The sequence below is a fragment of the Microbacterium resistens genome, assembly GCF_031456305.1.
GTDB classification, from domain to species: Bacteria; Actinomycetota; Actinomycetes; order Actinomycetales; family Microbacteriaceae; genus Microbacterium; species Microbacterium resistens_A.
The window spans coordinates 320,830-346,238 of sequence record NZ_JAVDUM010000001.1 but is presented as its reverse complement, the minus strand read 5'-3'; the positions used below and the strand labels follow the sequence as shown (position 1 = coordinate 346,238).

General features: G+C 72.1%; 19 protein-coding genes. 15 read left to right on the top strand and 4 right to left on the bottom strand.

Features of this window, described 5'->3' with window-relative positions:
* The first annotated feature begins 178 nt into the window (after positions 1-178).
* Genes J2Y69_RS01590 through J2Y69_RS01570 form a run of 5 tightly spaced genes read left to right on the top strand, consistent with a single transcriptional unit; the run spans position 179 to position 4,875 of the window.
* On the top strand, positions 179-967 hold the full coding sequence (locus J2Y69_RS01590; protein ID WP_310016826.1) for an ABC transporter permease: 789 nt from the start codon (positions 179-181) through the stop codon (positions 965-967).
* Entirely contained in the window at positions 964-2,595 is a 1,632-nt protein-coding gene (locus J2Y69_RS01585) for an ABC transporter ATP-binding protein (protein ID WP_310016824.1), read from the top strand. Before J2Y69_RS01590 ends, J2Y69_RS01585 begins: the two co-directional genes overlap by 4 nt.
* A complete protein-coding gene (locus J2Y69_RS01580) occupies positions 2,592-3,614 on the top strand; it encodes a putative FMN-dependent luciferase-like monooxygenase (protein WP_310016822.1) in 1,023 nt (340 codons plus the stop codon). The genes J2Y69_RS01585 and J2Y69_RS01580 overlap by 4 nt, the downstream gene beginning before the upstream one ends.
* Entirely contained in the window at positions 3,611-4,273 is a 663-nt protein-coding gene (locus J2Y69_RS01575) for a CMD domain protein (RefSeq protein ID WP_310016820.1), read from the top strand. Before J2Y69_RS01580 ends, J2Y69_RS01575 begins: the two co-directional genes overlap by 4 nt.
* On the top strand, positions 4,270-4,875 hold the full coding sequence (locus J2Y69_RS01570) for an alkylhydroperoxidase domain protein (RefSeq protein ID WP_310016819.1): 606 nt from the start codon (positions 4,270-4,272) through the stop codon (positions 4,873-4,875). The genes J2Y69_RS01575 and J2Y69_RS01570 overlap by 4 nt, the downstream gene beginning before the upstream one ends.
* A gap of 168 nt (positions 4,876-5,043) precedes the next feature.
* Here the strand turns inward: J2Y69_RS01570 and J2Y69_RS01565 are convergent, their stop codons facing one another.
* Together J2Y69_RS01565 and hrpA are read right to left on the bottom strand one after the other, a co-directional pair.
* Positions 5,044-5,988, bottom strand: a complete 945-nt coding sequence (locus J2Y69_RS01565) for a quinone oxidoreductase family protein (RefSeq protein ID WP_310016818.1) — start codon at positions 5,986-5,988, stop codon at positions 5,044-5,046.
* A 306-nt stretch (positions 5,989-6,294) separates the two neighbouring features.
* On the bottom strand, positions 6,295-10,284 hold the full coding sequence (hrpA, locus tag J2Y69_RS01560; protein ID WP_396653012.1) for an ATP-dependent RNA helicase HrpA: 3,990 nt from the start codon (positions 10,282-10,284) through the stop codon (positions 6,295-6,297).
* Between the two features lie 131 nt (positions 10,285-10,415).
* Here hrpA and J2Y69_RS01555 point away from each other — a divergent pair, with 131 nt between their 5' ends.
* The 4 genes from J2Y69_RS01555 (at position 10,416) to J2Y69_RS01540 (ending at position 15,537) form a co-directional block, all read left to right on the top strand.
* Positions 10,416-11,252, top strand: coding sequence for an aldo/keto reductase (locus J2Y69_RS01555; RefSeq protein WP_310016817.1), 837 nt, complete (start codon positions 10,416-10,418; stop codon positions 11,250-11,252).
* A gap of 22 nt (positions 11,253-11,274) precedes the next feature.
* A complete protein-coding gene (locus tag J2Y69_RS01550; protein WP_310016815.1) occupies positions 11,275-13,116 on the top strand; it encodes a thioredoxin domain-containing protein in 1,842 nt (613 codons plus the stop codon).
* Between the two features lie 403 nt (positions 13,117-13,519).
* Positions 13,520-14,317, top strand: a complete 798-nt coding sequence (locus tag J2Y69_RS01545) for an AraC family transcriptional regulator (protein WP_310016813.1) — start codon at positions 13,520-13,522, stop codon at positions 14,315-14,317.
* A 164-nt stretch (positions 14,318-14,481) separates the two neighbouring features.
* Positions 14,482-15,537 carry a hypothetical protein gene (locus J2Y69_RS01540; protein ID WP_310016811.1) on the top strand — a complete coding sequence of 352 codons (1,056 nt, stop codon included), beginning with the start codon at positions 14,482-14,484 and terminating at the stop codon, positions 15,535-15,537.
* A 103-nt stretch (positions 15,538-15,640) separates the two neighbouring features.
* Here J2Y69_RS01540 and J2Y69_RS01535 read toward each other — a convergent pair whose 3' ends face one another.
* The gene (locus J2Y69_RS01535; RefSeq protein WP_310016809.1) at positions 15,641-17,203 is read right to left on the bottom strand and encodes a dolichyl-phosphate-mannose--protein mannosyltransferase; all 1,563 of its coding nucleotides are present in this window, start codon (positions 17,201-17,203) and stop codon (positions 15,641-15,643) included.
* A 22-nt stretch (positions 17,204-17,225) separates the two neighbouring features.
* Between J2Y69_RS01535 and rsmI the strand changes: the two genes are divergently transcribed.
* The 3 genes from rsmI (at position 17,226) to J2Y69_RS01520 (ending at position 20,794) form a co-directional block, all read left to right on the top strand.
* Positions 17,226-18,047, top strand: a complete 822-nt coding sequence (rsmI, locus tag J2Y69_RS01530; RefSeq protein WP_310016806.1) for a 16S rRNA (cytidine(1402)-2'-O)-methyltransferase — start codon at positions 17,226-17,228, stop codon at positions 18,045-18,047.
* Between the two features lie 279 nt (positions 18,048-18,326).
* On the top strand, positions 18,327-19,904 hold the full coding sequence (metG, locus tag J2Y69_RS01525; RefSeq protein ID WP_310016803.1) for a methionine--tRNA ligase: 1,578 nt from the start codon (positions 18,327-18,329) through the stop codon (positions 19,902-19,904).
* Between the two features lie 2 nt (positions 19,905-19,906).
* Positions 19,907-20,794 (top strand): TatD family hydrolase, encoded by an 888-nt coding sequence (locus tag J2Y69_RS01520; protein WP_310016802.1) that lies wholly within the window; start codon positions 19,907-19,909, stop codon positions 20,792-20,794.
* Between the two features lie 181 nt (positions 20,795-20,975).
* Here the strand turns inward: J2Y69_RS01520 and J2Y69_RS01515 are convergent, their stop codons facing one another.
* The gene (locus J2Y69_RS01515) at positions 20,976-22,259 is read right to left on the bottom strand and encodes an MFS transporter (RefSeq protein ID WP_310016800.1); all 1,284 of its coding nucleotides are present in this window, start codon (positions 22,257-22,259) and stop codon (positions 20,976-20,978) included.
* Between the two features lie 62 nt (positions 22,260-22,321).
* Here J2Y69_RS01515 and rsmA point away from each other — a divergent pair, with 62 nt between their 5' ends.
* The 3 genes from rsmA to J2Y69_RS01500 all read left to right on the top strand — a co-directional run bounded on the left by rsmA (position 22,322) and on the right by J2Y69_RS01500 (position 25,363).
* Positions 22,322-23,200 carry a 16S rRNA (adenine(1518)-N(6)/adenine(1519)-N(6))-dimethyltransferase RsmA gene (gene rsmA, locus J2Y69_RS01510; protein WP_310016798.1) on the top strand — a complete coding sequence of 293 codons (879 nt, stop codon included), beginning with the start codon at positions 22,322-22,324 and terminating at the stop codon, positions 23,198-23,200.
* A gap of 155 nt (positions 23,201-23,355) precedes the next feature.
* Positions 23,356-24,420, top strand: a complete 1,065-nt coding sequence (gene mgrA, locus J2Y69_RS01505; RefSeq protein ID WP_310016796.1) for an L-glyceraldehyde 3-phosphate reductase — start codon at positions 23,356-23,358, stop codon at positions 24,418-24,420.
* A 7-nt stretch (positions 24,421-24,427) separates the two neighbouring features.
* A complete protein-coding gene (locus J2Y69_RS01500) occupies positions 24,428-25,363 on the top strand; it encodes a 4-(cytidine 5'-diphospho)-2-C-methyl-D-erythritol kinase (RefSeq protein WP_310016794.1) in 936 nt (311 codons plus the stop codon).
* The last annotated feature ends 46 nt before the right edge of the window (positions 25,364-25,409 follow it).

The following is a 25,409-nucleotide window of genomic DNA, read 5'->3' as shown; positions in this document are numbered from 1 at the left end:
GGCGGCCCGGTCGGCTGTGCCCGTCGTGCCTGCGCACCGTTTCGGCCCCGCCGTGGCTGTTTCTGTGGGTTGGGACGCCGCTCAACCCACAAGAAGTGCCACGCCGGGGCATTCGCGCACCCCGGAGCCCACGCCCACCCCCACCCCCACACCGGCCCGGTCCACGGCATGGCGCGCCGTGCCGTGGAGCCTCGTCGTCGCCGCGCTCGTGCTCCTCGTCGCGGTGCTCTGGGCGCTCGTCCCCGGCGTCTTCGCCCCGGCGGATCCGCTGCGGGGCGTGCCGGCGCAGAAGCTGCTCCCGCCCGGCGCGGAGCACTGGTTCGGCACCGACGTGCTCGGACGGGACCTCTACGGGCGGGTCGTGCACGGCGCCGTCCACTCGCTCTCGGGAGCCCTCATCGCCGTCACGGTGGGGCTTGCCCTCGGCACGCTGATCGGCCTCGTCGCGGGAGCGGCGGGAGGGATCGTCGACGACGTGCTGATGCGGATCGTCGACGTGCTGCTCGCCGTGCCGGGGCTCCTCCTCTCGCTCTCCGTGATCATCCTGCTCGGCTTCGGCACGGTGAACGCCGCGATCGCGGTGGGCCTCGGAAGCGTCGCCGCGTTCGCCCGGCTCATGCGGGCGGAGGTGGTGCGCGTACGACGCACCGAGTACGTCGAGGCGGCGTTCGGCAGCGGCGGCACGTTCGTCGCGGTGCTCCGGCGTCACGTGCTCCCCAACGCGCTCACGCCGATCCTGGCGCTTGCCGCGCTGCAGTTCGGCACGGCGATCCTCGCGATCTCCACCCTCGGCTTCCTCGGCTACGGTGCACCGCCCCCGACCCCGGAGTGGGGGCTGCTGATCGCGGAGGGGCGCAACTACGTCGGCACCGCGTGGTGGCTCACGACGCTTCCCGGCCTGGTCGTCGTCGCGGTCGTGCTCGCCGCGAACCGTCTCAGCCATCGCATCGGAAGGAGCACGCCATGAGCGTCCTCGCCGTCGACGCCCTGCGCGTCTCCTACGCCTCCCGCTCCCGCGGCCGTCGCGAGGTCGTCCACGGGATCGGATTCGAGATCGAGGAGGGGGAGACCCTCGCACTCGTGGGCGAATCGGGTTCCGGCAAGTCCACGATCGCGCACGCCGTGCTCGGGCTCCTCCCCGCGGGCGGACGTGTCGACGCCGGAGGCATCCGGCTCGGTGGCCTGGACATCGCGGGATGGTCCGACCGCGCGCTCCGCATCATCCGCGGGCCCGAGATCGGCCTGGTGCCGCAGGATCCGACGACCTCGCTCGATCCCGTCCGCCCGATCGGCGTGCAGGTGGGCGAGATCCTGCGCCTCCACGGGCATCGTGACCGCGCGGCGCGGCGCGCGAGAGTCCTCGACCTCCTCGACCGCGTCGGGATCGACGACCCGGGGCTCCGCGCGCGGCAGTATCCGCACGAGCTCTCGGGCGGCATGCGTCAACGGGTCCTGATCGCCACCGCGATCGCTCTGCGCCCGCGGCTGCTGATCGCCGACGAGCCGACCAGCGCCCTCGACGCGACCGTGCAGCGCCGCGTGCTCGACCTGCTGGACGACCTGCGCAGGGAGGAGGGGACCAGCATCCTGCTCGTCACGCACGACCTCGGCGTCGCCGCGGACCGCGCCGAGCGTCTCGTCGTGCTCTCCGGCGGCCGGATCGTCGAGGCGGGCGAGACCGCGTCCGTGATCGCCCGTCCCGCCGACGGGTACACGCGACAGCTGCTCGCCGACGCTCCCGCGTTCGTCAGCGGCTTCCCCGCGACACCCGTGCCGGCGTTCCTCCGGGACGCGGCGACGGCGGCGACGGAGGAGACGGCCGCGATCGTCGCAGAAGGGCTCGTGCAGGAGTTCCGCACCGGCGGGCGCGAGCCGTTCCGCGCGGTCCAGGACGTGTCGTTCCGCGTGCGCCGGGGCGCCACGCACGCGCTCGTGGGCGAGTCCGGCTCCGGCAAGACCACGACAGCGCGGATCGTGACCCGCTTCCAGCGCCAGAGCGCAGGGAGGGTGCTGCTGGGAGGCGAGGACGTCTCCGATGCGTCGGGACACCGGCTGCGCGCGCTCCGCCGCCGCATCCAGCTCGTGCACCAGAACCCCTTCGCCTCGCTCGACCCGCGGCAGCGGATCGTCGATATCGTCGCCGAGCCGCTGCACAACTTCCGGATCGGCGACCGCGGCGAGCGCCGGGAGCGGGCCGAGGCGCTGCTCGAGCGGGTCGCGCTGCCGTCCGATGTCGCGCGGCGGTCGCCGGCCGAGCTCTCCGGCGGTCAGCGGCAGCGGGTGGCGATCGCTCGGGCGCTCGCGGTGGATCCCGAGATCCTCGTGCTCGACGAGGCCGTGTCCGCCCTCGACGTCACCGTGCAGGCCCGGATCCTCGAGCTGCTCGCCTCGTTGCAGGCCGAGCGCGGACTCACCTACCTCTTCATCTCGCACGACCTCGCCGTCGTCCGCCGCATCAGCCACACCGTCTCGGTCATGCATCGCGGGCGGGTCGTGGAGGAGGGCGCGACGGACGAGCTGTTCCATGATCCGCAGCACGACTACACCCGGGAGCTGCTCTCCGCAGTCCCCGGCCGATCGGAGGCCCCCGCATGACCGAGGAACGCCACGGCGCGCCGAGCGTCGCCCTGTTCACCCGCCTGCTCGACGACGCCCCGCCCGCCGAGCGATACGCCCTGGCCGTGGCCCAGATCCAGCAGGCGGAGCGCGTCGGGATCGGTCGTGCCTGGGTGGCGCAGCACCACTTCCACGCCGCCGAGGGCGGGCTGCCCGCGCCTCTCGTGCTCCTTGCCCACCTCGGGGCCCGGACGACGCGCATCCGCCTGGCGACCGGCATCATCACGCTGCCGCTGGAGTCGCCGGTGCGGGTCGCGGAGGACGCCGTCGTCGCCGATCTCCTCTCGGGAGGCCGCATCGACCTGGGCCTCGGAAGCGGCGGGACGCCGTCGTCCTTCGTCCCGTTCGGCGAGGAGGCGAAGGACAAGGCGGCCGTCTACGAGCGCAAGCTCGGCATCCTCCTCGACGCGCTGGAAGGGCGCGACCTCGGTGCGGGGAATGTGCTCTATCCGGAGGGCGGCGACCTCGGCCGCCGCGTCTGGCAGGCGACGTTCTCGGCCGCCGGAGGCCGCCGCGCCGGCGAGCACGGGCACGGGCTGCTGCTCTCGCGCACCCAGCCGCGTCCGGCCGATGACCTGCATGCGCCGCTGTCCGCGGTCCAGGATCCGATCATCGACGCCTATCTCGACGCGCTGCCCGAGGGGGTCGCGCCGCGGATCACCGCCTCGCGCACCGTGTTCGTCGCGGACGACCGCGCCGAGGCACTCCGGTTCGCGGAGGTGGGCCTGCGTCGCGCCGCCGAGGGCTTCCGGCGGCAGGGCCAGGTGATCCCGGGGGACACGCTCGACGAGCTGATCGTCGCGCTGGACACGCACCTTGGCACACCGGAGGAGGTCGCCGAGTCGCTCGCGGCCGATGCCGCCCTGAGCCGTGCGACGGAGATCGCCTTCCAGGTGCACTCCGTCGACGCGCCGCACGAGCACGTGCTGCGTTCGATCGAGCTGTTCGCGGAGCAGGTCGCCCCGCTGCTCGGCTACACCGTGAAGGAGCGAGTATGACCATCCAGGACCAGGCGGACCGCGCATTCGACGCCCCCGCCCCCGCCCCCGCCCCCGCCGACGTTGTGGACGTTGTGGACGCGATCGTGGGCCCGGCGCCCGGGATCGATGCGCTGCGCCGTCGACGCCCGCACACCAGGGAACAGCTGCAGGCGAGCTTCGACGCGCTGTTCCGGCCGCTGTCGGAGGAGCACGTCACCCGCGCCGAGCGCGAGCTCATCGCCGCCTTCGTGACCAGGGCCACCGCCGACGACGCGACGGCGCGCTTCTACGCCGAGCGCGCATCGGCCGCGGATCCGCGCGGCGCACGCGTGATCGCCGAGGCCGTGCGGGCCGCGGCCGCCGGACCCTTCGGGCGGTACGCCGAGCAGGGGCTTCAGGCGGAGAACAGCGAGGGAGTCCGGTACACGCCGGACGAGGAGGCCAGGGAGGATCTCGGGGTCCGGCTGGCCGTGGCCCTCGGGCACGCGCATCTGCTGACCTTCCGTCCGCGCGAGGCGCGGAGCGCGGACATCGACCGGCTGCTCTCGGCGGGCTGGTCGCCGGACGGCGTCGTCACGCTCTCGCAGCTCATCGCGTTCCTCGCCTTCCAGCAGCGCGTCGTGGCCGGCCTCACCGCGCTCTCGACGGACTCCAGCCGAGAGGAGATCGCGGCATGAGCGGGTCCGACCTCGCATCCGCCCCACCGTATCCCGACGCGTTCACGCGCGCGGAGGTCGGCTGGATCCCGAACCTCGCGCCGCTCGCCGAGGACGAGCTGACCGGGCGGCACCTCGACGGGCTCGTCGACGCATCCCGTGCCAAGAGCGACTACTTCCGGCTGCTGGCCCGCGACCCGGAGGTGCTGCGGGCCCGCACGCTCGTGGACAAGGACATCTTCTACAACGTCGCCGACGGGCTTCCCCGCGCCGACCGGGAGCTGGCGGCCGCCGCCGCATCCCGTCGGAACGGCTGCGTGTTCTGCGCCTCGGTGCACGCCCGGTTCGCCGCGCACCATGGCAAGCGGCCGGACGACGTGGACAGGCTCCTCGCCGAAGGAGTGGACGCGGACCTGGGGGAGCGGTGGAACGCGATCGTCGCGGCGTCGGTCGCCCTCACCGACACCCCGCTCGCCTTCGGCGCCGACGATGTGCGCCGGCTCCGCGACGCGGGTCTGGACGAGGGCGAGATCGCCGATGTCATCCACGGCGCGGCTTTCTTCAACTGGGCGAACCGGCTGATGCTCTCGCTCGGACGCCCCGTCGCCCCCGCGGAGGGCTGAGACGCGAGGGCCCGCGTCCGTTCGGCGTTCCGTTCGGGGCGCCTCGTGTCGGTCGCCTCGTGTCGTTCCGAATGCAGGACGGATGCAACTCCGTCGGCCCATATCCCCGAAACGGGCCGACGCCATGGCATCCGTCCGACCGGATGCCGTGGACACCCGGTGCCGAGATCAGGGGTGCAGCAGGATCTTGCCGCGCACGGCGCGGACCTCGATCAGGCGATGGGCCTCGGCGGCATCGGCCAGCGGGAGGTCGGGACCGAACTCGACGGAGAACCTGCCTGCGGCGATCAGCGCGATCGTCGCCGGCAGCGCCTCCGCCCGCCAGACGAGCTCCTGGGCGCTGAGGGGGATGGGGCTGCCGCCGCTGAAGGCGCGGATGCCGAAGGACGCCGCATCCGGCCCTCGCACGATCGTCGCGATCCGCTCGCGGTCCGACACCAGGGCGAGCGAGGCCTCGATCGCCTCGTCGGTCCCGGCGCCGTCGAGCGCCACGGTGACCGGACGGGGAGCGACGGCGCGGATCCGCTCTTCGAGCCCCTCTCCGTAGGCGACGGGGATCGCGCCGAGCTCGCGCAGCCGCTCATGCGATCCGGGACCGCCGGTGGCGATCACGGTCGCGCCCCACGCCACCGCGAACTGCACGGCGGCCTGGCCGACGGCGCCGGATCCGGCATGGACGAGGAGCACGTCGTCGTCGCGGACGCCGAGCGAGCGCAGTGACTGGTACGCCGTGCCCGCGGGGATCCCGAGAGCTGCCCCCTCCCCGGCCGTGACCGCATCCGGGAGCGGGGCCAGGTGCGCGGCGGGGACGGCCAGCGCGGTCGAGTAAGTCCCGAGCGTGTCCCGGATCGCGACCCGATCGCCGATCGCGAGGCCGGAGACCCCGTCTCCCAGAGCGGTCACGACGCCCGCGCCATCGAACCCGACACGACGCGGCTCGGTCAAAGGGGGGATCGGGCGGACGCCGCCGCGCTGCTTCGCGTCGATCGGATTGACCCCCGCGGCCTCGATGCGCACCACGGCCTCGCCCGCAGCAGGCTCGGGCTCGGGGATCTCGACGAGGGTGAGGACTTCCGGGCCGCCGATGGCGGCATGCACGATCGCGTGAGCCATACCGTCAGGCTACGCGTCCTCCGAGCCGCAGGCGTTGCCTTCGTCCGGTGACGCCCGGCTTCGTCCGGTGACGTCTGGTCGGGAGAATGCACTTCCGTCGGACCATTCGAGAGCACCGGGCCGACAGAGTTGCATCGGTCCTTCGCAGGGAGTCTCCGGGACAGGTCGGCAGGGACGGGCCGGCCGGGACAGGGGCGGGGGCCAGCTGTGCGACGCCCGGTCGGGCGGATGCCATTGTGTCGGACCGATGAGCCTGAATGGTCCGACGGAAGTGCATCGATCCGACGAGGCGGAGCCCCCAAACCCCTACCGGGCGTCGGCGAGGGCCTTGGCGATCCGCTGGGGCGAGACCGGCTGCGCGGTGCCGAGGCGCTGGGCGAAGACGCTCACGCGGTACTCCTCCAGCAGCCAGCGCACCTCGACGAGCGCCGCCGGCGCGTCCGCGGGGAGGGGGATCGTGCCGCCGGCATCGGCGAAGGCCTGGGCCGCCCGCTCGTACTCGGTCATCCGGGTCCGGTCCTTGCCCGGCGCGTCGGCCAGGGAGGTCAGACGATCGAGCATGCCACCGAGGTACCGGGGGAAATGGGCGAGCCGTTCCACGCCGCTCGCGGAGACGAACCCCGAGGGCAGGAGGCCGGAGAGCTGGCCGCGGACGTCGTTGAGCGGGCCGAGGAGGGTGAGGGAGTTCTGCGCCTTGATCGCGCGCTCGACGCCCCTGGACGCCGTGAGGATCCGGGCGACGAGGGAGACGCAGGCGAAGAGCTCGTCCACGATCGTCCGCGACACCGCGTCCCGCACCAGGGCGAAGTCCGCCTCGGAGCGGATGATGCCCCCGGGCCGGGTGCGCTCGATGATCGCTCTCGCGACCGCGGCGCGGCAGTCCTCGACGAGGGCGGCGACCGAGGGGTAGGGGGATGCGGCGAGCGCGAGCTTCTCCTGGCTGGTCAGGTGCTCCTGGACGTAGGAGGCCGGGGAGGGGACGTTCAGCAGCACCAGGCGGAGCACACCGGCGCGCGTCTCGGCGGCGGCCGTCTCGGCGGTGGCCTCCACCCGGAGCGACACGCTCCTGCCCGCATCGATCAGCGCGGGATAGCCGCGCACCACGCCGCCGGCGACCCTCGTGTCCAGGACCTCGGGGAGGTCCCCGAGATCCCAGGCGGTGATCCCCTCCCGTTCCAGGGGGACGCGGATCGCGGCGGCGGGTCCGGATACCGCGGCGGATACCGCAGATCCCTGCCGCGGTGCGGTCGACGCGCCACCCGATGGGGACGCCGCCCGCACCGACCGGGCCACGCTCGCGCGCGACCGGTCGGACAGGGTCGTCTGCAGGGTGCGCAGGTCGCGGCCCGATCCGACGACGCGCCCTCGTTCGTCCACGGCGCGGAAGTTCATCCGCAGGTGTCCTGGCACGCGGTCCTCGTCGAAGTCGGCGACGGAGACCGGCTGGTTGGCCAGAGGCTGGACGAGCTTCGCCAGCGCCTCGGCGAGCGACCGGGACGGCCGTCCGTCATGATGCTCCGGGCCGTCGGCGGCGAGGGCCTCCCCGAACCTGTCCGCCCAGTCCGCGGCGGGGACCACATGGCGGCGGATGGCCTTGGGCAGCGAGCGCAGGAGCGCCGTCACCAGCTCCGCGCGGAGACCGGGCACCTGCCAGTCGAAGCCGGTGTCCTCGATCTGCTGCAGGAGTGCGAGGGGGACGACCACGCTCACGCCGTCGTCCGGGGCGCCGGGCTCGAACCGGTAGGCGAGGCCCAGCACCTGATCGCCCTGCGGCCAGCGGGTGGGGAACTCGCCCTGGTCCGCGCGATCGGCGTCGCCGAGGAGGTCCTGCTCGCGCATCACGAGCAGCTTCGGCGTGCCGGCGAGGGTCTCGCGCCACCAGGTCTCGAAGGAGCGCACGTCGAAGACCTCGGCCGGGATCCGCTCGTCGTAGAACCGGAACACGGCCTCGTCGCCGGCGAGGATGTCACGACGGCGCTCGCGCTCCTCCTGCTTCTCCAGCCGGCGGCGCAGCTCGGCGTTGCTCCGCCAGAAGGCGCTGACCCGCTTGTCCAGCCTCGACGGGTCCCACTCGCCCTCCACGAGCGCGTGGCGCACGAAGAGGTCCCTGGCGCCCGCCCGGTCGATGCGGGCGAACTGCACCCGCCGACGCGGGATGATCTCCACGCCGAAGAGCGTGACCTTCTCGAACGCGACGGCGGCTCCCGCGTCCTTGGACCAGTGTGGCTCGGACACCTGTCGCTTGGCGAGGTCGCCGGCGAGGCTCTCCGCCCAGGCGGGGTCGATCGCGGCGACGGTGCGGGCGAAGGTCCGCGAGGTCTCCACGACCTCGGCCGCCATCACCGCCTGCGGGCTCTTCTTGCGCAGGGCGGACCCGGGGAAGATCGAGAACCGGATCCCGCGGGCGCCGCGGTACTCCGCGATCCGGCGCTTGGCCTCCCTGGGGGACACGGTCTTGTTCACGCCCTTGGCGGCGGTGCGTTCGTCGACGATCCCGATCTGCGAGAGGAGACCGGACAACAGCGCGCGATGCACGGCATCGGGATCGGCGGCGGAGCCGGCGGTGGTGTCAGTGGCGGCGTCGGTCGTTCTCGCCCCTCCGCCCTTCACCAGCGTGCGCAGCTGCCGGTGCACGTCGAACCATTCCCGCACCCGCACGTAGTTGAGGTGCTCGCTGCGGCAGAGGCGGCGGAACGCGCTGGACCCCAGCTCGCGCTGCTGCTCGCGCAGATGGCTCCACAGGTTCAGCAGCGTGAGGAAGTCGCTGGTCGGGTCGGCGAAGCGCGCGTGCAGACGGTCGGCCTCGTCGCGGACGGCCTGCGGGGCGTCGGCGGACGGACGCTCCCGCACGTCCTGGATCGACAGGCCGGCGACGATCGGGAGCACGGATGCGGAGACGCCGGCCTTGACGGACTCGACGAGCATGCGGGCGAAGCGCGGATCGATCGGCATGCGGGAGATGTCCCGGCCGATCCGGGTGAGCCGTGGCGTGTCGGCGTCGGCGCCGCGGCCGTCGCCCTGGACGACGGCGCCCAGCTCCGTCAGCAGGTCGAGCGCGGCCTTCACCCCTCGCGAGTCCGGAGGGGTGAGGAACGGGAAGTCGGCGATGTCGCCGAACCCGAGCGAGAGCATCTGGAGCACGACGGAGGCGAGCGAGGTGCGGAGGATCTCCGGCTCGGTGAACTCGGGGCGGGCGCCGAAGTCCTCCTCGCCGTACAGCCGGATCGCGATGCCGTCGCTCGTCCGCCCCGCCCGTCCGGAGCGCTGGGCGGCGGAGGCCTGCGAGACCGGCTCGATCGGCAGACGCTGCACCTTGGAGCGGTTGCTGTACCGCGAGATGCGTGCGGTGCCGGTGTCGATCACGTACTTGATGCCGGGGACGGTGAGGCTCGTCTCGGCGACGTTCGTGGCGAGCACGACCCGCCGGCGCAGGCCCGCGACGGAGGACCGTTCGAAGACCCGGTGCTGCTCGGCGGCGGAGAGCCGGCCGTACAGGGGGAGCACCTCGGTGGGGGAGGAGTCGCGGCCGTATGCGCCGCGTACGGCGTCCGCGGCATCGCGGATCTCCGCCTCGCCGGGGAGGAAGACGAGCACGTCGCCGGGGGCCTCGCGGTCCAGCTCGCGCAGCGCCGTGACGATCGCGGAGACCTCGTCGCCCGGCTCGGGGTCGGCGGGATCCTGCGCCGTCTCGTCGATGAGCGGCCGGTAGCGGACCTCCACCGGATAAGTGCGCCCTGACACCTCGATCACCGGGGCCGGCGTCCCGTCGGCTGCGGCGAAGTGCCGCGCGAAGCTCTCCGGATCGATCGTCGCCGAGGTCACGATCACCTTCAGATCGGGGCGCTCGGGGAGGATGCGCTGCAGGTAGCCGATCAGGAAGTCGACGTTGAGGGAGCGCTCGTGGGCCTCGTCGATGATGATCGTGTCGTAGCGGCGGAGTAGACGGTCCCGGTGGATCTCGTTGAGGAGGATCCCGTCGGTCATCAGCGCGATGCGGGTCTCCGCGGACACCTGATCGGTGAAGCGCACCTTGTAGCCGACGAGGCCGCCGAGGGGGACGCGCATCTCCTCCGCCACGCGCTCGGCGATCGTGCGGGCCGCGAGCCGCCGCGGCTGGGTGTGGGCGATGCGTCCGCGACCGAGCTCGAGACAGATCTTGGGCAGCTGGGTGGTCTTGCCCGATCCGGTGGCGCCGGCGACGATGACCACCTGGTGGTCGCGGATCGCGGCGGCGATCTCGTCGCGCGCGGCACTGACCGGAAGTTCCGGCGGATAGGCGATCACGGGCGCAGACATAGCCCTCCAGTCTATGACGGCGGAGCCCGGGGCCGCCCACGATGACGGCGGACGACGCGATCGCCGCCTCCGGGCGTCATCCTGCGCTCCCTCCCGGGCCGCCTGTCGGTGCACGGTCATAGGCTGGGAGCATGACGATCCCCACCCTCGCCCTCAACGACGGACGCTCCATCCCGCAGATCGGATACGGCGTCTTCAAGGTCCCCGCAGACGACACCGAGCGCGCCGTGAGCGAGGCGCTCGAGGTCGGCTACCGGCACATCGACACCGCCGCCATCTACGGCAACGAGGAGGGTGTCGGCGCCGCGATCTCCCGGAGCGGGATCGCCAGGGACGAGCTGTTCGTCACCACGAAGCTCTGGAACGACCGTCAGGCCGGAGACGGACCGGACGCCGCGATCGCCGAGAGCCTGGACAAGCTCGGCCTCGACGCCGTCGACCTCTACCTCGTGCACTGGCCGGCGCCGGCGAACGACGAGTACCTCCACGCATGGGAGAGGCTCGTCGGCATCCGCGAGCGGGGACTGGCGCGATCGATCGGCGTCTCGAACTTCCTCGTCCCGCACCTGACGCGCATCGTCGCTGCGACCGGGGTCGTCCCGGCGGTGAACCAGATCGAGCTGCACCCCGCCCATCAGCAGCGCGAGATCGTCTCCTGGGCGCGCGACAACGACGTCCGCATCGAGGCGTGGGGGCCGCTCGGCCAGGGCAAGTACGACCTGTTCTCGATCCCGGCGGTGGCCGACGCCGCCGCGGCGCACGGCAAGACCCCCGCACAGGTGGTGCTGCGCTGGCACCTGCAGCACGGCAACATCGTCTTCCCGAAGTCGGTGCGCGCGGAACGCCTCCGCGAGAACCTCGACGTGCTCGACTTCGCGCTCAGCGACGTGGAGTTCGCCGCGATCGACGCGATCGATCCCGGCGACGGCTCGGGGCGCGTGGGCTCACACCCCGACGACGTGAACTGACGCGGGCGGGGCGGGCGCGGACATGGCGAACCGGCTGGCCGACACGCTCAGCCCGTACCTGAGGGCCCATGCCGACAATCCCGTCGACTGGTACCCCTGGGGCGAGGAGGCCTTCGCCGAGGCGCGGCGGCGCGATCTGCCGGTGATGATCTCGATCGGGTACTCCACCTGCCATTGGTGCCATGTGATGGCGCGGGAGTCCTTCGCCGACCCGGTGACGGCCGCCGCCTTGAACGACGGGTTCATCGCGGTGAAGGTGGACCGTGAGGAGCACCCGGACGTGGATGCCGCCTACCTCGCCGCGGCCTCCGCCTTCACGCAGGACCTGGGATGGCCGCTCACGGTGTTCGCGACCCCCGAGGGCAGGGCGTTCCACGCCGGGACGTACTGGCCTCCGGTGGGGCGACCCCCGCTGCCGGCCTTCCGCGACGTCCTCGCCGCGGTGCGGGAGGCGTGGACCGCCCGACGCGACGAGGTGGACGACTCGGCGGCACGTCTCGCCGCCGCACTCGCCCGCGCCTCGACAGCCGGGCAGGAACGGGCGGACGTGGGCGAGGACGGGCAGGAACGCGAGGGCGCTCTCCCGACGGCGGAGGCCCTCGCCGAGGCCGCGGCACGGATCGCCGAGCGCGAGGACACGCGATTCGGCGGGTTCGGCGGAGCGCCGAAGTTCCCCGTCGCCACGACCCTCGGGTTCCTGCTGCACCCCCTCCTCCGGGAGACTGCCCCGGACGCCGCCTCGTCCGCGGAGCGCGCGCTCGCCGCGATGGCGTCCTCCCCGCTCCGCGACGGCGTGGACGGCGGGTTCTTCCGCTACGCCACGCAGCGCGACTGGACCGTCCCGCACTTCGAGCGCATGCTGACCGACAACGCGCAGCTGCTGGACATCGCCCTCGTCGCCGGGGACACGGCCGTCGCGCGCGGGATCGCCGCGTTCCTGCTTCGCACGCTGGGTGTTCCCGGCGGCGGCTTCCGGGCCGCGCAGGACTCCGAATCCTGGATCGACGGACGACGCAGCGAGGGCGGGTACTACGCGCTCCCTGCCGAGGGGCGCGCGCTGCTCGCACCGCCGGCGGTGGACGGGAAGGTCATCACGGGATGGAACGGCCTGGCGATCGGCGCGCTCGCCCGTGCCGGCTCCGCGCTGCGGGAGCCCGACTGGATCCGCGCGGCGGAGGACGCCGCCCGCGCCGTCCTCGCTGTGAACCGGGACGCGCACGGCGCCCTCGTGCGCTCCTCGCTCGAAGGGGTCGCCGCGGACGCCGTCGCGACGCGGGCGGATCTCGGTCTGCTCGCCGATGGGCTGTTCGCCCTGGCCCTCGCCGCCGGCGACGCGGATTGGGCGGTCGCGGCGCGGGACGTGCTCGACGCGGGTCTCGCGGGAGTGGGGCCGGATCCCGTGCTGGTCGCGCAGGGCATCGTCGCCTCGCCGGACGAGAGCGACGGCGACCTCCCCTCCGGCACCGCCGCGCTCGCGACGGCGGCACGCACCGCCTGGCTGCTCGGAGCGGGGGAGGAGTACCGGACCGCCGCCGAGGGACTGGTCGCAGGGCTCGGGGACCGCGCTCTCGCGCAGCCCTTCGCCCACGGCGCGCTCCTGAGGGCCGCTGCCGGCCTCGTGCGGCCGCCGCGTCAGATCGTGGTGGTGACCGAGGCGCCGGACGGGGCGCTCGCGGACGCGGCGCGGCGTGCGGACGCGGATGTCGTGGCGGTGGTCGGGCGACGGGGCGCCCGCGCCTTCGCCGATGCCGGGTTCACGCTGTTCGAGGGCAGGGACGGCGACGCGGGGCTCGCGTACGACTGCCGGGCCTTCGTGTGCCGGCTCCCGGTCCGGGAGCCCTCGGATCTGGCCCCGGACCGCTGAGCTCCCGCCATCGCGCACTGTCAACGCGCACTGTCAACGCACGCTGTCGTCGTGCTCCGTCATCGCATCCGCCAACGGTCGTCGCGGTCCCGCGGGGGATCCGATCGTGCACCGCTCCCGGTGATTTGTGGGGAAATCGGCGCCGAAATGCGACAATGCGTGCACGGAATGATCGGATCCGTGACCTCCGGTCATCGAATCGCGAATGCATCGTCATTCCTCTGAATCTGCGAACCTCTCCGTCGGTACTCTCGGCCGGGCCGATGATCGGCGCCGGCGACGCCGGCGAGGGGGGAGCAGAGGGGTGGATTACTCATCGAGAACGAAGGATCGGACGAGTGGGCGAGGCGTGACGTTCCGCGGTGATGCCGCGCGAAGCTGGCTCGCGAATCGCGGGTGGAGCATGGCGGGGGAGACAGAAGGGCTGCGCCTGCACGCCTCCGAGATCGTCGACGGCGGGTTCGCGCTCCGGCGCGTCCGGTTCTCGGGGCTGACGGCGACCTGGCCGGCGGATCCCGGGGCGGCGCCCGATGCCGCGGAGCTGACGGTCATCATCGACGGCCGGTTCCTTCTGGACGGGACGGAGGCGGATGCCGAGCATGTCCATGTGCGGTCGCTGCGCACCGAGGTGGCGATCGACGCCCCGGCGACGGTGGAGGTCCTCCAGCTCAGGACCACCTGGTCGGCGCTGCGCTGGTGGGCGCCGATCGATGCGATCCTGCTTCCCGCGCAGCCGGAGATGAAACAGGTGCTGGTCACGATGGCGACCTCCCTGCTGCACTCCTCGCTCGGTGCGGACAGCGCGGGGTTCGGCTACCTGCGCGGGAGCGCCGAGGCGCTGGCGGCGGCGGTCCTGCAGAAGCACGCGGTGGTGCCGGTCTATCCGGGGTCATCGGCGTCGATGCGGGAGCTGTTCGACCGCACGGTCGCGCTGATCGACGCGCGCGCTGCCGATCCGCTCCTCACGATCGACGCGATCGCCGCGGAGGTGAACGTCTCCAAGCAGTACCTCCAGCGCGCCTTCCGGCCGACCGGGGTGTCTCCGCTGCGGTACCTGCGGATCGTCCGGGCGCTGCGGGCACGGGCGCTGATGGAGGACGAGGGGGCGGACGGCCTGCGCGGACAAGCCGAGATCGCCCGCACGGTGGGGTTCTCCTCGGTCAAGGCCATGCGCGAGGTCCTGGCGCGGGAACTGGGCTGAGCGCACCGTCCGAAGCCAATGGGCGCGCGCCGGAAACCAAGGTGCGCATCCCGGGGGACAGCACGGAACGCGCGATGGAACCATGAACGCTTGTGCCCCCATGCACGTCGATGGATGTCGTGCATGGTCTGGCGCGTTCATTGGCACCACACGGGGGGAAAAGAATGACCATCGATGATCTCAGCGCCTTCGAGGAGGCCTCGTCCACGGGGCTCTCACGCCGCACGATCGTGAAGGGCGGGGCCTGGTCGGTTCCGATCATCGCCGCGGCCGTCGCCATACCGACGAGCTCGGCGAGCGTGCCGACCGCCTGCGTGTCGTATGACCCGCACGGGGTCTACGGCTCGTCGGGGCAGGCGATCTTCCAGTACGTCGGCGACAGGAACCCCGCCACGTTCACGGTTCCCAAGACGGGCCCGTTCTATGACTGGGCGGGGAGCCTCGGCTTCGGGCTGGACAAGGTCCCCCAGCCGAACTGCGGCGCGGCGAGCTACGCCTTCTACGGCGTGACCTGGGACAGGAGCGCGGGGAACCAGAGCCACCTGTACAAGGCGGTCCCGGACTCGAACACGAAGGGGGCGACCTCGATCGTCACCGATCTCGGTACCTTCGGCTGCCTCCCGATCGGGGGCTACCAGGCCGCGTGGGGCGGCCTGGCCGTCGACACTGTCGGCAACGTCTGGGCGGTGTCCAACACAGCCGCCATGAACGTGGCGCAGGTCGCGCTCATCGACCCGCTCACGCTCGCCTGCCAAACGAATGACGCGGGGACCTATGGCATCGGCCCGAACGCCGCCAAGGTCCAGCCCGGAGGGCTGATGGGACCGGACATCACCTTCACGCCCGACGGCGGGATGTGGGGTCTCATCTGGGACAACGTGTCCAGCGAGTACTGGATGGCCCGCTATCACTTCACGCCGAACATGCAGCTCGGCGTCGAACCGGTGTTCAAGGTGTCGGGGGGCACCATCGGCACCAGTGCGTGGGAGATGCGCTTCCTCGACGGCCTGGCCTGGAAGGGCACCGGCGCGACGTACGACTCCGGCATGTTCTACGTCGCCTATGGCGGGCCCGTGCTGGGAGACGTGCACTCGCTCGACCCGAACACCGGGCTGGCAGCCCGCGTGGCGGGCAAGACCCTGCCGGACAACACCGGCTCGAACTACAAGCTGGAGGACCTGGCCTCGGCTCCGATCATCAGCAACACGTCCGCTCTCTAGGAAGCGGAGAACGACCGGAGGTCAGAAGGCGTCCCGCCGCGAGGCGGGGCGCCTTCTGCGTGCCCCGAGGGGCTCCCGTCCGAGGGGTTCCCGTCCGAGGCGCTCAGACCCAGCCGGTCATCCAGTTGTGCAGGACCCAGAAGTCATAGGGAATGGCCATCCCGACCCAGAGCGGGTAGAAGAAGGCGGAGACCAGCAGGACGACGATCACGACCACGGCGACCGTGCGCTGCCCGGCCTTCCTCTGCGACACCGGTGCGCTCCGCGGCCCCGCGACGTCCTTCAGGGCGAGGACGAGGGCGAGGATCAGGAACGGGAGCATCGCGACCGTGTAGAACTGGAAGATCGTGCGCTCCGGGAACATCAGCCACGGCACGTAGGTGCCTGCGAGGCCGACGAGCGGGATCGCATGCGTCCACGGCATCGGGGCGCGGTCGATGAGCCCGCGGACGAGGCGGAAGAGCAGGTAGAGGGCGGCAGCGACGCCGAGGTACCACAGCACCGGGTTGGGGATCGACGAGATCGTGGCGATGCAGTTGTCCGACCCGGGGCATGGCTCGCCCTGTCCGCCGACCCACACCGCGGTGGGCCGGAGCAGCAGCGGCCACTGCCACGCCGGGCTCGCGTAGGGATGCGTGGAGGTCAGGTTCACGTGGAAGTTCAGGATCACCTCGTGGTACTTCCACAGCGCGATGAGGGGGTTGGGGTCGCTCGGCCTGCTGTACCCGCCGGCCGTCACGAGCCACCCGGTCCAGGACGCGAGGTAGACCAGCAGGGCAGGCGGTACCAGCAGGAGGAATGACACGGGACCCTGGCGGAGGGCGGCATCCGTCGGCCACATCGAGATCCCCGCGCGCCGTCGCGCCAGGGCGTCGGTGACGACCAGATAGAGGCCGAGCGCGGCCAGCGCGTACATCCCCGACCACTTCACGGCGGTCGCCGCGCCGAGCGCGGCACCGGCGGCCAGGATCCAGGGCCGCCGCCAGAGCACGCGTCCCCACAGCGGCTGCGCGCCGTCCGTCCCGGCATGGGTGCGCGGGTCCTCGAGGATCGGCATCGTGCGTCGTCGGTCGATGAGGACGAAGAGGAACCCGAGGAGGATGAAGAAGGAGAGGATCCCGTCGAGGAGCGCGATCCGGCTCAGCACGATCGCGAGGCCGTCGACGGCGAGGAAGAGACCGGCGATCGACGCGACGACGATGGAGCGGGTGAGCTCGCGGGCGACGAGGTAGATCACCAGGACCGTCAGGACGCCGGCCACCGCGGTCATGAGGCGCCAGCCGACGCTCGATCCCGGCCCCAGCAGCCCCATGCCCAGGGCGATGATCCACTTCCCGAGCGGCGGGTGGACGACGAAGCTCCCCGTGGTCTTCAAGGGCGTGGTCACGCCCTCGTTGAAGAGCTCGTCGTGGTTCTCCCCCCACTCGCCCTCGTACCCCTGCGCCCAGAGCGACCACGCGTCCTTGACGTAGTAGGTCTCGTCGAACGCCAGCGTATGCGGGCTTCCGATGCCCGGGATGCGCAGCACGGCAGCCAGCAGCATCAGCAGTGTCGGGGCGAGCCAGGAGAGCAGTCGATGGCGGCGCGGATCCAGGATCCAGGCGTCGCGCACTCGTTCCCAGCGGGTCGGCCGGAGGTCGACCGGCGGGAGCAGGGGCGCTGTCATCGCACCAGCCTATGCTGGGCGGGTGATCATCCTCGCGGCGACTCCGATCGGCAATCTCGGCGACGCGTCGCGGCGGCTGATCGAGGTGCTGGAGAACGCGAGGATCGTCGCCGCGGAGGACACCAGGACGACCCAGCGGCTGCTTTCCGCGCTCGGCGTGTCCAACCGTCCGCGGCTGATCCCGCTGCACGATCACAACGAGAAGGCCAAGGCCGCCGAGATCGCCGCCCTCGCCGCCGACGAGGACGTCGTGGTGCTCAGCGACGCCGGGATGCCCACCGTCAGCGACCCGGGTTTCGGCCTCGTCGCCGCGGCCGTCGAGCAGGGCGTGACCGTCTCCGCGATCCCCGGTCCGAGCGCCGTGATCACCGCCCTCGCCGTGTCCGGCCTGCCGACCGACCGGTTCACCTTCGAGGGCTTCCTTCCGCGGAAGCCCGGGGATCGGCGTTCCGTGCTGTCGTCGCTCTCCGGCGAGCCGCGGACGATGGTGTTCTTCGAGTCGCCGTCCCGCCTGGCCTCGACGCTCGCCGACATGGCCGGCGCCTTCGGGGCGTCCCGTCGCGCCGCCGTGTGCCGCGAGCTCACGAAGTTCTACGAGGAGGTCCGTCGGGGCTCGGTCACGGAGCTGGCGGAATGGGCGGACGCCGGGGTGAAGGGCGAGATCGTGGTGGTCGTCGCCGGGGCGGCCCCGCGCGAGGTCTCGCCGGAGGACGCGCTCGCACAGGTGCAGTCCCTCGTCGCCGGCGGCGCGCGGCTGAAGGACGCCGCCTCCGAGGTCGCCTCGCAGACCGGGCTCTCCTCCCGCGACCTGTATCAGGCGGCCCTCGCCTCCCGCAGGCCCTGACCCGTCCTGGGCGTGCCCTGTGTGGGCGTGCCCTGCTGGGGCGTGCCCTGCTGGGGCGTGCCTTGGTGGGCGTGCCTTGCTTCGCCCCAACCCGCGGTTTCTACCCCGCCGTGGCAGTTCTTGCGGGTTGGAGGGCGCGTCAACCCACAAGAAGTGCCACGGCGGGGCAGAAACGGCGACGTCAGGCAGCACGGCGATGTAGAGGGGCACCAGCCCAGGGGCACTGGGGCGGGCGTCATGGAGCGCGACGGCGACGGCATCCCGCCTAGAATCGAACGCATGCCCGCAGGCGAATCCTTCTACATCACCACGCCGATCTACTACCCCAGCGATGTGCCGCACATCGGCCACGGGTACACCACCGTCGCCGTGGACACGCTGGCGCGCTGGCACCGTCAGGCGGGCGATGACACCTGGATGCTCACCGGCACCGACGAGCACGGGCAGAAGATGCTGCGGGCGGCCGCGGCGAACGGCGTGACCCCGCAGGAGTGGGTCGACAGGCTCGTGAGCGAGTCCTGGTTCCCGCTGCTGAAGACCCTCGACGTCGCCAACGACGACTTCATCCGCACCACGCAGGAGCGGCACGAGACCAACGTGCAGGTGTTCTTCCAGCGTCTCTACGACGCCGGCTACATCTACGCGGGCGAGTACGAGGCGCTGTACTGCGTCGGCTGCGAGGAGTTCAAGCCCGAGTCCGAGATCGTCGACGGCACGGGGCCGTTCGAAGGGCTCAAGGTCTGCGCGATCCACTCGAAGCCGCTGGAGCTGCTCCAGGAGAAGAACTACTTCTTCAAGCTGAGCGAGTTCCAGGACCGCCTGCTCGAGCTGTACAAGGACGAGCCCGACTTCGTGCGCCCGGACTCGGCCCGCAACGAGGTCGTGTCCTTCGTGTCGCAGGGTCTGAAGGACCTCTCCATCTCGCGCTCGACCTTCGACTGGGGGATCCCGCTGCCCTGGGACCCGAGCCACGTCATCTACGTGTGGGTGGACGCGCTGCTGAACTATGCCACCGCCGTCGGCTACGGCGCCGACGAGGAACTGTTCGCCCGTCGCTGGCCGGCCTACCACGTCGTCGGGAAGGACATCCTCCGCTTCCACGCCGTCATCTGGCCCGCGATGCTGATGGCTGCGGGCCTCGAGGTGCCCAAGGGCGTGTTCGCGCACGGGTGGCTGCTCGTCGGCGGCGAGAAGATGTCGAAGTCCAAGCTCACCGGGATCGCGCCGACCGAGATCACCGACGTCTTCGGATCGGACGCGTACCGCTTCTACTTCCTGTCGGCGATCGCCTTCGGGCAGGACGGATCGTTCTCCTGGGAGGACCTGTCCGCCCGCTACCAGGCCGAGCTCGCCAACGGCTTCGGCAACCTCGCCTCGCGGACCATCGCGATGGTCGAGCGGTACTTCGACGGCGTCGTCCCGGCGGCCGGCGCGTACGGCGAGCAGGACCTCCATGTGCAGCAGACCGTGGCGGCGGCAACGGCGAACGCGGACGCGGCGGTCGAGCGGTTCCGTCTGGACGAGGCGATCCAGTCGGTCTGGACCATCGTCGATGAGCTGAACGGCTACATCACCGACAACGAGCCCTGGGCGCTGGCCAAGGACGAGGAGCAGCGGGAGCGGCTGGGCACGGTCCTCTACACGTGCGCCGAGGGGCTGCGGGCGCTCGCCGTGCTGCTCTCTCCGGTCATGCCGCAGTCCACGGCCCGGCTCTGGGACGCGCTCGGCGTCGAGGGCTCCCTCGGCGCGCTCGGCGCACAGCCGATCCGCACCGCCGGGGACTGGGGGCAGCTGCCGGCCGGCACGCGCGTGCAGACACTCTCGCCGCTCTTCCCCCGCGTCGAGGCGACTGCCTGAGCATGACGGCGGACGTCCCCGAGACCTACGTGCGCGAGCGTTCGGCGGACGGGCGCAAGGACCTGAGGTACCCGCCCGCCCCCGAGCCGCTCTCCGTGCCCGTGTACGACAACCACGCGCACCTGGAGATCGAGGACGGCGATGAGGGGCTGAGCCTCGCGGAGCATCTGGACCGGGCCCAGGCCGCCGGCATCCTCGGTGTCGTGCAGGCCTCGGGCGACATCGAGTCCTCCCGCTGGGCGGTGGCAGCCGCCGAAGCGGATCCGCGGGTGCTCGCGGCGGTCGCGATCCATCCGAACGATGCTCCGACCTACGCGCGGTCGGGGATGCTGGGGGAGGCCATCGCGGCGATCGACGAGCTCGCCGCGCATCCGCGCACGCGCGCGATCGGCGAGACCGGGCTGGACTACTTCCGCACCGGACCCGAAGGGCACGCCGCCCAGCACGAGTCCTTCGAGGCGCACATCGCGCTGGCGAAGAAGCACGGCATCGCCATGCAGATCCACGATCGGGACGCCCACGACGACGTCCTCTCCGTCCTCTCCCGCGTCGGCGCGCCGGAGCGGACCGTCTTCCACTGCTTCTCGGGCGACGAGGCGATGGCGCGTGTCTGCGCCGATGCCGGCCACTACCTGTCGTTCGCGGGCAACGTGACCTTCAAGAACGCGCAGAACCTGCGCGACGCGCTGAAGGTCACCCCGCGCGAGCGGATCCTCGTGGAGACGGATGCGCCGTTCCTCACGCCGACGCCGCTGCGCGGCCGGCCGAACGCGCCGTATCTCGTGCCGATCACACTGCGATTCATGGCGGCGGAGCTCGGGATCGACGTCGATGAGCTCGCCGCCGACGTCGCCGCGAACACCCTTGAGGTCTACGGCTCCTTCGCCTGATCCTCTTCGTCCGCGTCGCCCCTCGGGTTCCCAGGCACGGATGCATGGCGATTCCCCGTTCGGCGGGAGAAACCCGCGCCGGGGGCCGGCCATGCGAGGGATCTCCATGCATCCGGACGAGCCGACGGCCGGACGAGCGGACGGCCGGGCGACCCGAACCGGACGAACCCAGCCGGGCGGATCACGGTCGGGGCGGGTCGGGATCCCCGGGCGGGGCCGCGTCATCGTCTTCGGCCACGGGTCGCGCCGCCGCGATGTGCGAGATCGGACGCCACACGAGCAGCAGCGTGAGCGCCGCGCCGCCGAACGCGAACCACCACGGCGCCGTCAGCCCCCAGACCTGGGCGATCAGGCCACCGGCGGCCTGGCCGATCACCATGCCGCCGAAGACGCCGACCATGTTGACCGAGCCGATCCTGCCCTGGAGCTCGTGAGGGACGAGCCGCTGCCGGACGGTCGTCGAGATCGTCCCCCAGACGAATGCGTAGGCGCCGAAGCCGAACATGATCACCAGCGCGACGGCGCCGGTCGTCGTCAGCGCGAAGGCGAGGTGCATCACCACCTCCAGCGAGAGGCAGATCCGCATCAGGGCGGCGAACGACACGTGCCGTTCCAGCCAGCCGAAGCTCATCGTCGCCAGCAGGCCGCCCGCCGCGGACGCGGTCGTCAGCGCGCCGTAGCCGACCGGGCCCATCCCGAGGTGCTCGGTGGCGTAGAGCACGAGAACGCTCCACGGGGCCGCCCACGTGACGTTGAAGGCCAGGATGATGATGACCAGCATCCGCACCGGAGGATTGCGCCAGAGCCAGCGGATGCCGTCGGCGATGTCGGTGTGCACGGGAGGCGGGGCGGCTCCCTCCCGCGGAGGAACGGGCGTCCGCGCGATCCGCGCGATCAGCACCACTGCGAGGGTCACGCACAGCACCTGCAGCAGGAAGGGCCAGAACGAGCCGATCGCGAACAGGAAGGCGCCCAGCGGCGGGCCGGCGAACTGGTTGGCGACGAGGAAGCCGGCCTGCAGCCGCGCGTTGCCGGTCCCGAGATCCTCCTTGCGGACGAGCATCGGCAGCAGGGTGCCGCTGGTGGTGTCGGCGAACACCTCGGCGGTGCCGTAGAGGAACGCGGCGCCGAGCACGATCCAGATCGTCGCCTGACCGGCGAGCAGGAACCCGCAGAGCGCGAGGATCACGACCGCGCGCGACCCGTTCGCGAGCATGACGAGCCGGCGCCGGTCGAAGCGGTCGGCGATCGCGCCGGCGTGCAGCCCGAACAGCAGCCAGGGGAGGAACTGCATCATCGCGCCGAGCGCCACGAGGAAGGGCGCGTCGGTCATCGAGGCGATCAGGAGCGGGGCCGCGGCCAGCGCGATCCCGTCGCCGACGTTGCTGGTCCACGACGACGCCATCAGCCAGCGGAAGTCGCGGCCGAGGCGACGGGGCGCGATGAGTTCGCCGACGGAGGTCACCGGATGATCCTAGGGGCGGCCTCCGACACCGAGAGGTCGGGGACGTGCGGGAGAATGGGGGGATGACCGTCACCCTGCTCGGCGCCACCGAGATCCGCCGACTCGCCGCCGAGCTCGACGTCACCCCGACCAAGAAGCTGGGCCAGAACTTCGTGGTCGACGCCAACACCGTGCGCCGGATCGTGCAGGCCGCCGATGTCCGCGCCGGGGAGAGCGTCGTCGAGATCGGGCCGGGGCTCGGATCCCTCACCTTCGCGATCCTGGAGACGGGGGCCACCGTCACAGCCGTGGAGATCGATCACCGCCTCGCCGCGCAGCTGCCCGAGACGGCGCGGAGCCACGGGGTCGCCGACGGCGCGCTGACCGTCGTCGACGCGGACGCCCTTCGGGTGACCGCACTGCCCGGCGACCCGCGCGTCCTGGTGGCCAACCTGCCCTACAACGTGTCGGTGCCCGTGCTGCTGCACTTCCTGGAGACCTTCCCGGGGATCGACCGGGGAGTGGTCATGGTGCAGGCCGAGGTCGCCGAGCGCCTGGCAGCGTCGCCCGGATCGAAGATCTACGGCGCTCCGAGCGTGAAGGCGGCCTGGTACGGCCCGTGGCATCTGGCCGGCAACGTCTCGCGCCGGGTGTTCTGGCCGGTTCCCAACGTCGACAGCCTCCTGGTCGGATTCGCCCGCGACGCCGAGCCGCGGGGGAGCGAGGAGGAGCGGCGCCGGACGTTCGCGATCGTGGACGCGGCGTTCAACCAGCGGCGGAAGATGCTGCGCCAGGCGCTGTCCGGCCTCTTCGGCGGATCGGCGGCGGCGAGCGCGGTGCTGGAGAGCGCCGGGGTCGCCCCCACCGGCCGCGGCGAGGATCTCACGGTGGACGACTATCACCGGATCGCGCTCGCGTCCCCCGGGACACCGGCCGCCCCGTCGGCAACCCCGTCCGGCTAGCCGCGCGGTCCGCTTGCCCTCCGACGACGAGACTGCATCTGCGTCACGAGGCAGCGCGAAAATTCCGCAGTCTCGTGACGCAGATGCAGTCTCGCGGAAAAAGGCGCGGCGGAGTTCCCCGGGCGGGCGGAGGGACGGCCCGCTACCCTGACACTGTGACCGAATCGCGCTTCCGCCCCGACGTGCCCGATCTCCATCGCCCCTACGCCGCGGCGTCCGATCGCTACGACGGCGCACGGTTCCGCCGGGTCGGCTCGTCCGGCCTCTTCCTCCCGGCCATCTCGCTCGGCCTGTGGTGGAACTTCGGCGACAACATCCCGCTGGACAACCAGCGCGCGCTCCTGCGGCACGCGTTCGACCGCGGGATCACGCACTTCGATCTGGCGAACAACTACGGTCCGCCGTACGGATCGGCCGAGAAGAACTTCGGACGAATCTTCGCGGAGGACCTCCGCCCCTACCGTGACGAGCTCATCATCTCCTCCAAGGCCGGCTGGGACATGTGGCCGGGCCCGTACGGGGACTTCGGGAGCCGCAAGTACATCGTCGCCAGCGCCGAGCAGTCCCTCGCCCGCATGGGCCTGGACTACGTCGACATCTTCTACTCGCACCGGGTGGACCCGGTCACCCCGATCGAGGAGACGGTCGCGGCGCTCGACGCCCTGGTCCGCCAGGGGAAGGCACTGTACGTCGGGATCTCCTCCTACAGCGCCGAGCGGACGGAGGCCGCGGCCGACGTCGCGCGCGAGCTCGGCACGCCCCTGGTGATCCATCAACCGTCGTACTCGCTGCTGAACCGCTGGGTCGAGGACGGCCTCACCGAGACGCTCCGCGAGGAGGGGCTGGGGGCGATCGCCTTCGCGCCGCTCGCCCAGGGGCTCCTCACCGATCGTTATCTCGGAGACGGCACCGCCGAGCGTGCGCAGAAGCGGGGATCGCTGCCGGACGCTCCGCTCACCGAGGACGCCGTGCGGACGCTGCGCACGCTGAACGATCTGGCCCGCGAGCGGGGGCAGTCGCTCGCGCAGCTCGCCCTGCAGTGGGTGCTGCGCGACGAGGTCGTCGCCTCCGCGCTGATCGGGGCGTCGCGTCCCGCGCAGATCGATGAGAACCTGGCCGCGCTCGACGCGCCGCCGCTGACGGACGAGGAGCTCGCCCGCATCGACGAGGTGGCAGGGGGGATCGACGTGAACCTCTGGGCCACGTCGTCCGAGCTGTGAGCGCCGCATGACCGCGCCCGTCGCGCTGCCCCGCCCCGTCCGCGTCCGCGCCCACGGGAAGATCAACCTCCACCTCGGCGTGGGCGATCGGCACGACGACGGCTACCACGCCCTCGCCACGGTCTTCCAGGCGGTGTCGCTGCCGGAGGAGGTCACGGCGACCGCCGCGCCCGGGTTCAGCATCGCCGTCTCCGGCACGGCCGACCCCGGCTCCGTCCCGCTCGATGACCGCAACCTCGCGATGCGCGCCGCCCGCCTCCTCGCCTCCGCGACCGGCTACGAGGGCGGCGTGCACCTGGAGGTGCACAAGAGCGTCCCCGTCGCCGGCGGGATGGGCGGCGGATCGGCCGACGCCGCCGCCGCCCTCCTCGCCTGCGACGCCGTGTGGCGCACGGATCTGCCCTACGCCCGGCTCCATGAGCTGGCCGCCCGCCTCGGCGCCGACGTCCCGTTCGCGCTCCAGGGCGGCATCGCGGTGGGGACCGGTCGGGGCGACGTGCTGACGCCGGCACTCGCGCGCGGCCGCTTCGACTGGGTGCTCGTCCTCAGCGAGGAGGGGATGTCGACGCCCGCGGTGTACGCGCGGCTCGACCGCCACCGCGACGAGGAGGGGCTGCTCGCCGACGATCCGTCCCCGTCGCTCGACGTCCCGCCGGCGCTGCTGCAGGCGCTGCTCTCGGGGGAGCCGCGCCTGCTCGCGGCGGAGCTGCACAACGACCTGCAGGTGGCGGCGCTCCGGGAGCGTCCCGATCTGCAGACCGTGATCGACGAGGGACTGGCGGCCGGGGCGCTCCGTGGCATCGTGTCGGGATCCGGCCCCACCGTGGCGTTCCTGTGCGCGAGCCCGGGGGAGGCGGCGCTCGTCCGCGACCGGCTCGCCGGGGGCGGCAGGGAGGCACTGCACGTCCACGGCCCCGTCCCCGGCGCGCGGATCCTCGCCTGACGACCCGGTCCGCCCGGCCGCCGGGCGAGCGCGCCTTCGTCGCCTG

Coding starts and splice junctions, on each gene's coding strand:
- rsmA (WP_310016798.1), top strand. CDS start 22,322: ATGACCGTCACCCTGCTCGGCGCCACCGAGATCCGCCGACTCGCCGCC.
- metG (WP_310016803.1), top strand. CDS start 18,327: ATGCCCGCAGGCGAATCCTTCTACATCACCACGCCGATCTACTACCCC.
- hrpA (WP_396653012.1), bottom strand. CDS start 10,284: ATGTCTGCGCCCGTGATCGCCTATCCGCCGGAACTTCCGGTCAGTGCC.
- J2Y69_RS01575 (WP_310016820.1), top strand. CDS start 3,611: ATGACCATCCAGGACCAGGCGGACCGCGCATTCGACGCCCCCGCCCCC.
- J2Y69_RS01570 (WP_310016819.1), top strand. CDS start 4,270: ATGAGCGGGTCCGACCTCGCATCCGCCCCACCGTATCCCGACGCGTTC.
- J2Y69_RS01540 (WP_310016811.1), top strand. CDS start 14,482: ATGACCATCGATGATCTCAGCGCCTTCGAGGAGGCCTCGTCCACGGGG.
- J2Y69_RS01535 (WP_310016809.1), bottom strand. CDS start 17,203: ATGACAGCGCCCCTGCTCCCGCCGGTCGACCTCCGGCCGACCCGCTGG.
- J2Y69_RS01580 (WP_310016822.1), top strand. CDS start 2,592: ATGACCGAGGAACGCCACGGCGCGCCGAGCGTCGCCCTGTTCACCCGC.
- J2Y69_RS01545 (WP_310016813.1), top strand. CDS start 13,520: ATGGCGGGGGAGACAGAAGGGCTGCGCCTGCACGCCTCCGAGATCGTC.
- J2Y69_RS01555 (WP_310016817.1), top strand. CDS start 10,416: ATGACGATCCCCACCCTCGCCCTCAACGACGGACGCTCCATCCCGCAG.
- J2Y69_RS01585 (WP_310016824.1), top strand. CDS start 964: ATGAGCGTCCTCGCCGTCGACGCCCTGCGCGTCTCCTACGCCTCCCGC.
- J2Y69_RS01550 (WP_310016815.1), top strand. CDS start 11,275: ATGGCGAACCGGCTGGCCGACACGCTCAGCCCGTACCTGAGGGCCCAT.
- J2Y69_RS01565 (WP_310016818.1), bottom strand. CDS start 5,988: ATGGCTCACGCGATCGTGCATGCCGCCATCGGCGGCCCGGAAGTCCTC.
- J2Y69_RS01520 (WP_310016802.1), top strand. CDS start 19,907: ATGACGGCGGACGTCCCCGAGACCTACGTGCGCGAGCGTTCGGCGGAC.
- J2Y69_RS01500 (WP_310016794.1), top strand. CDS start 24,428: ATGACCGCGCCCGTCGCGCTGCCCCGCCCCGTCCGCGTCCGCGCCCAC.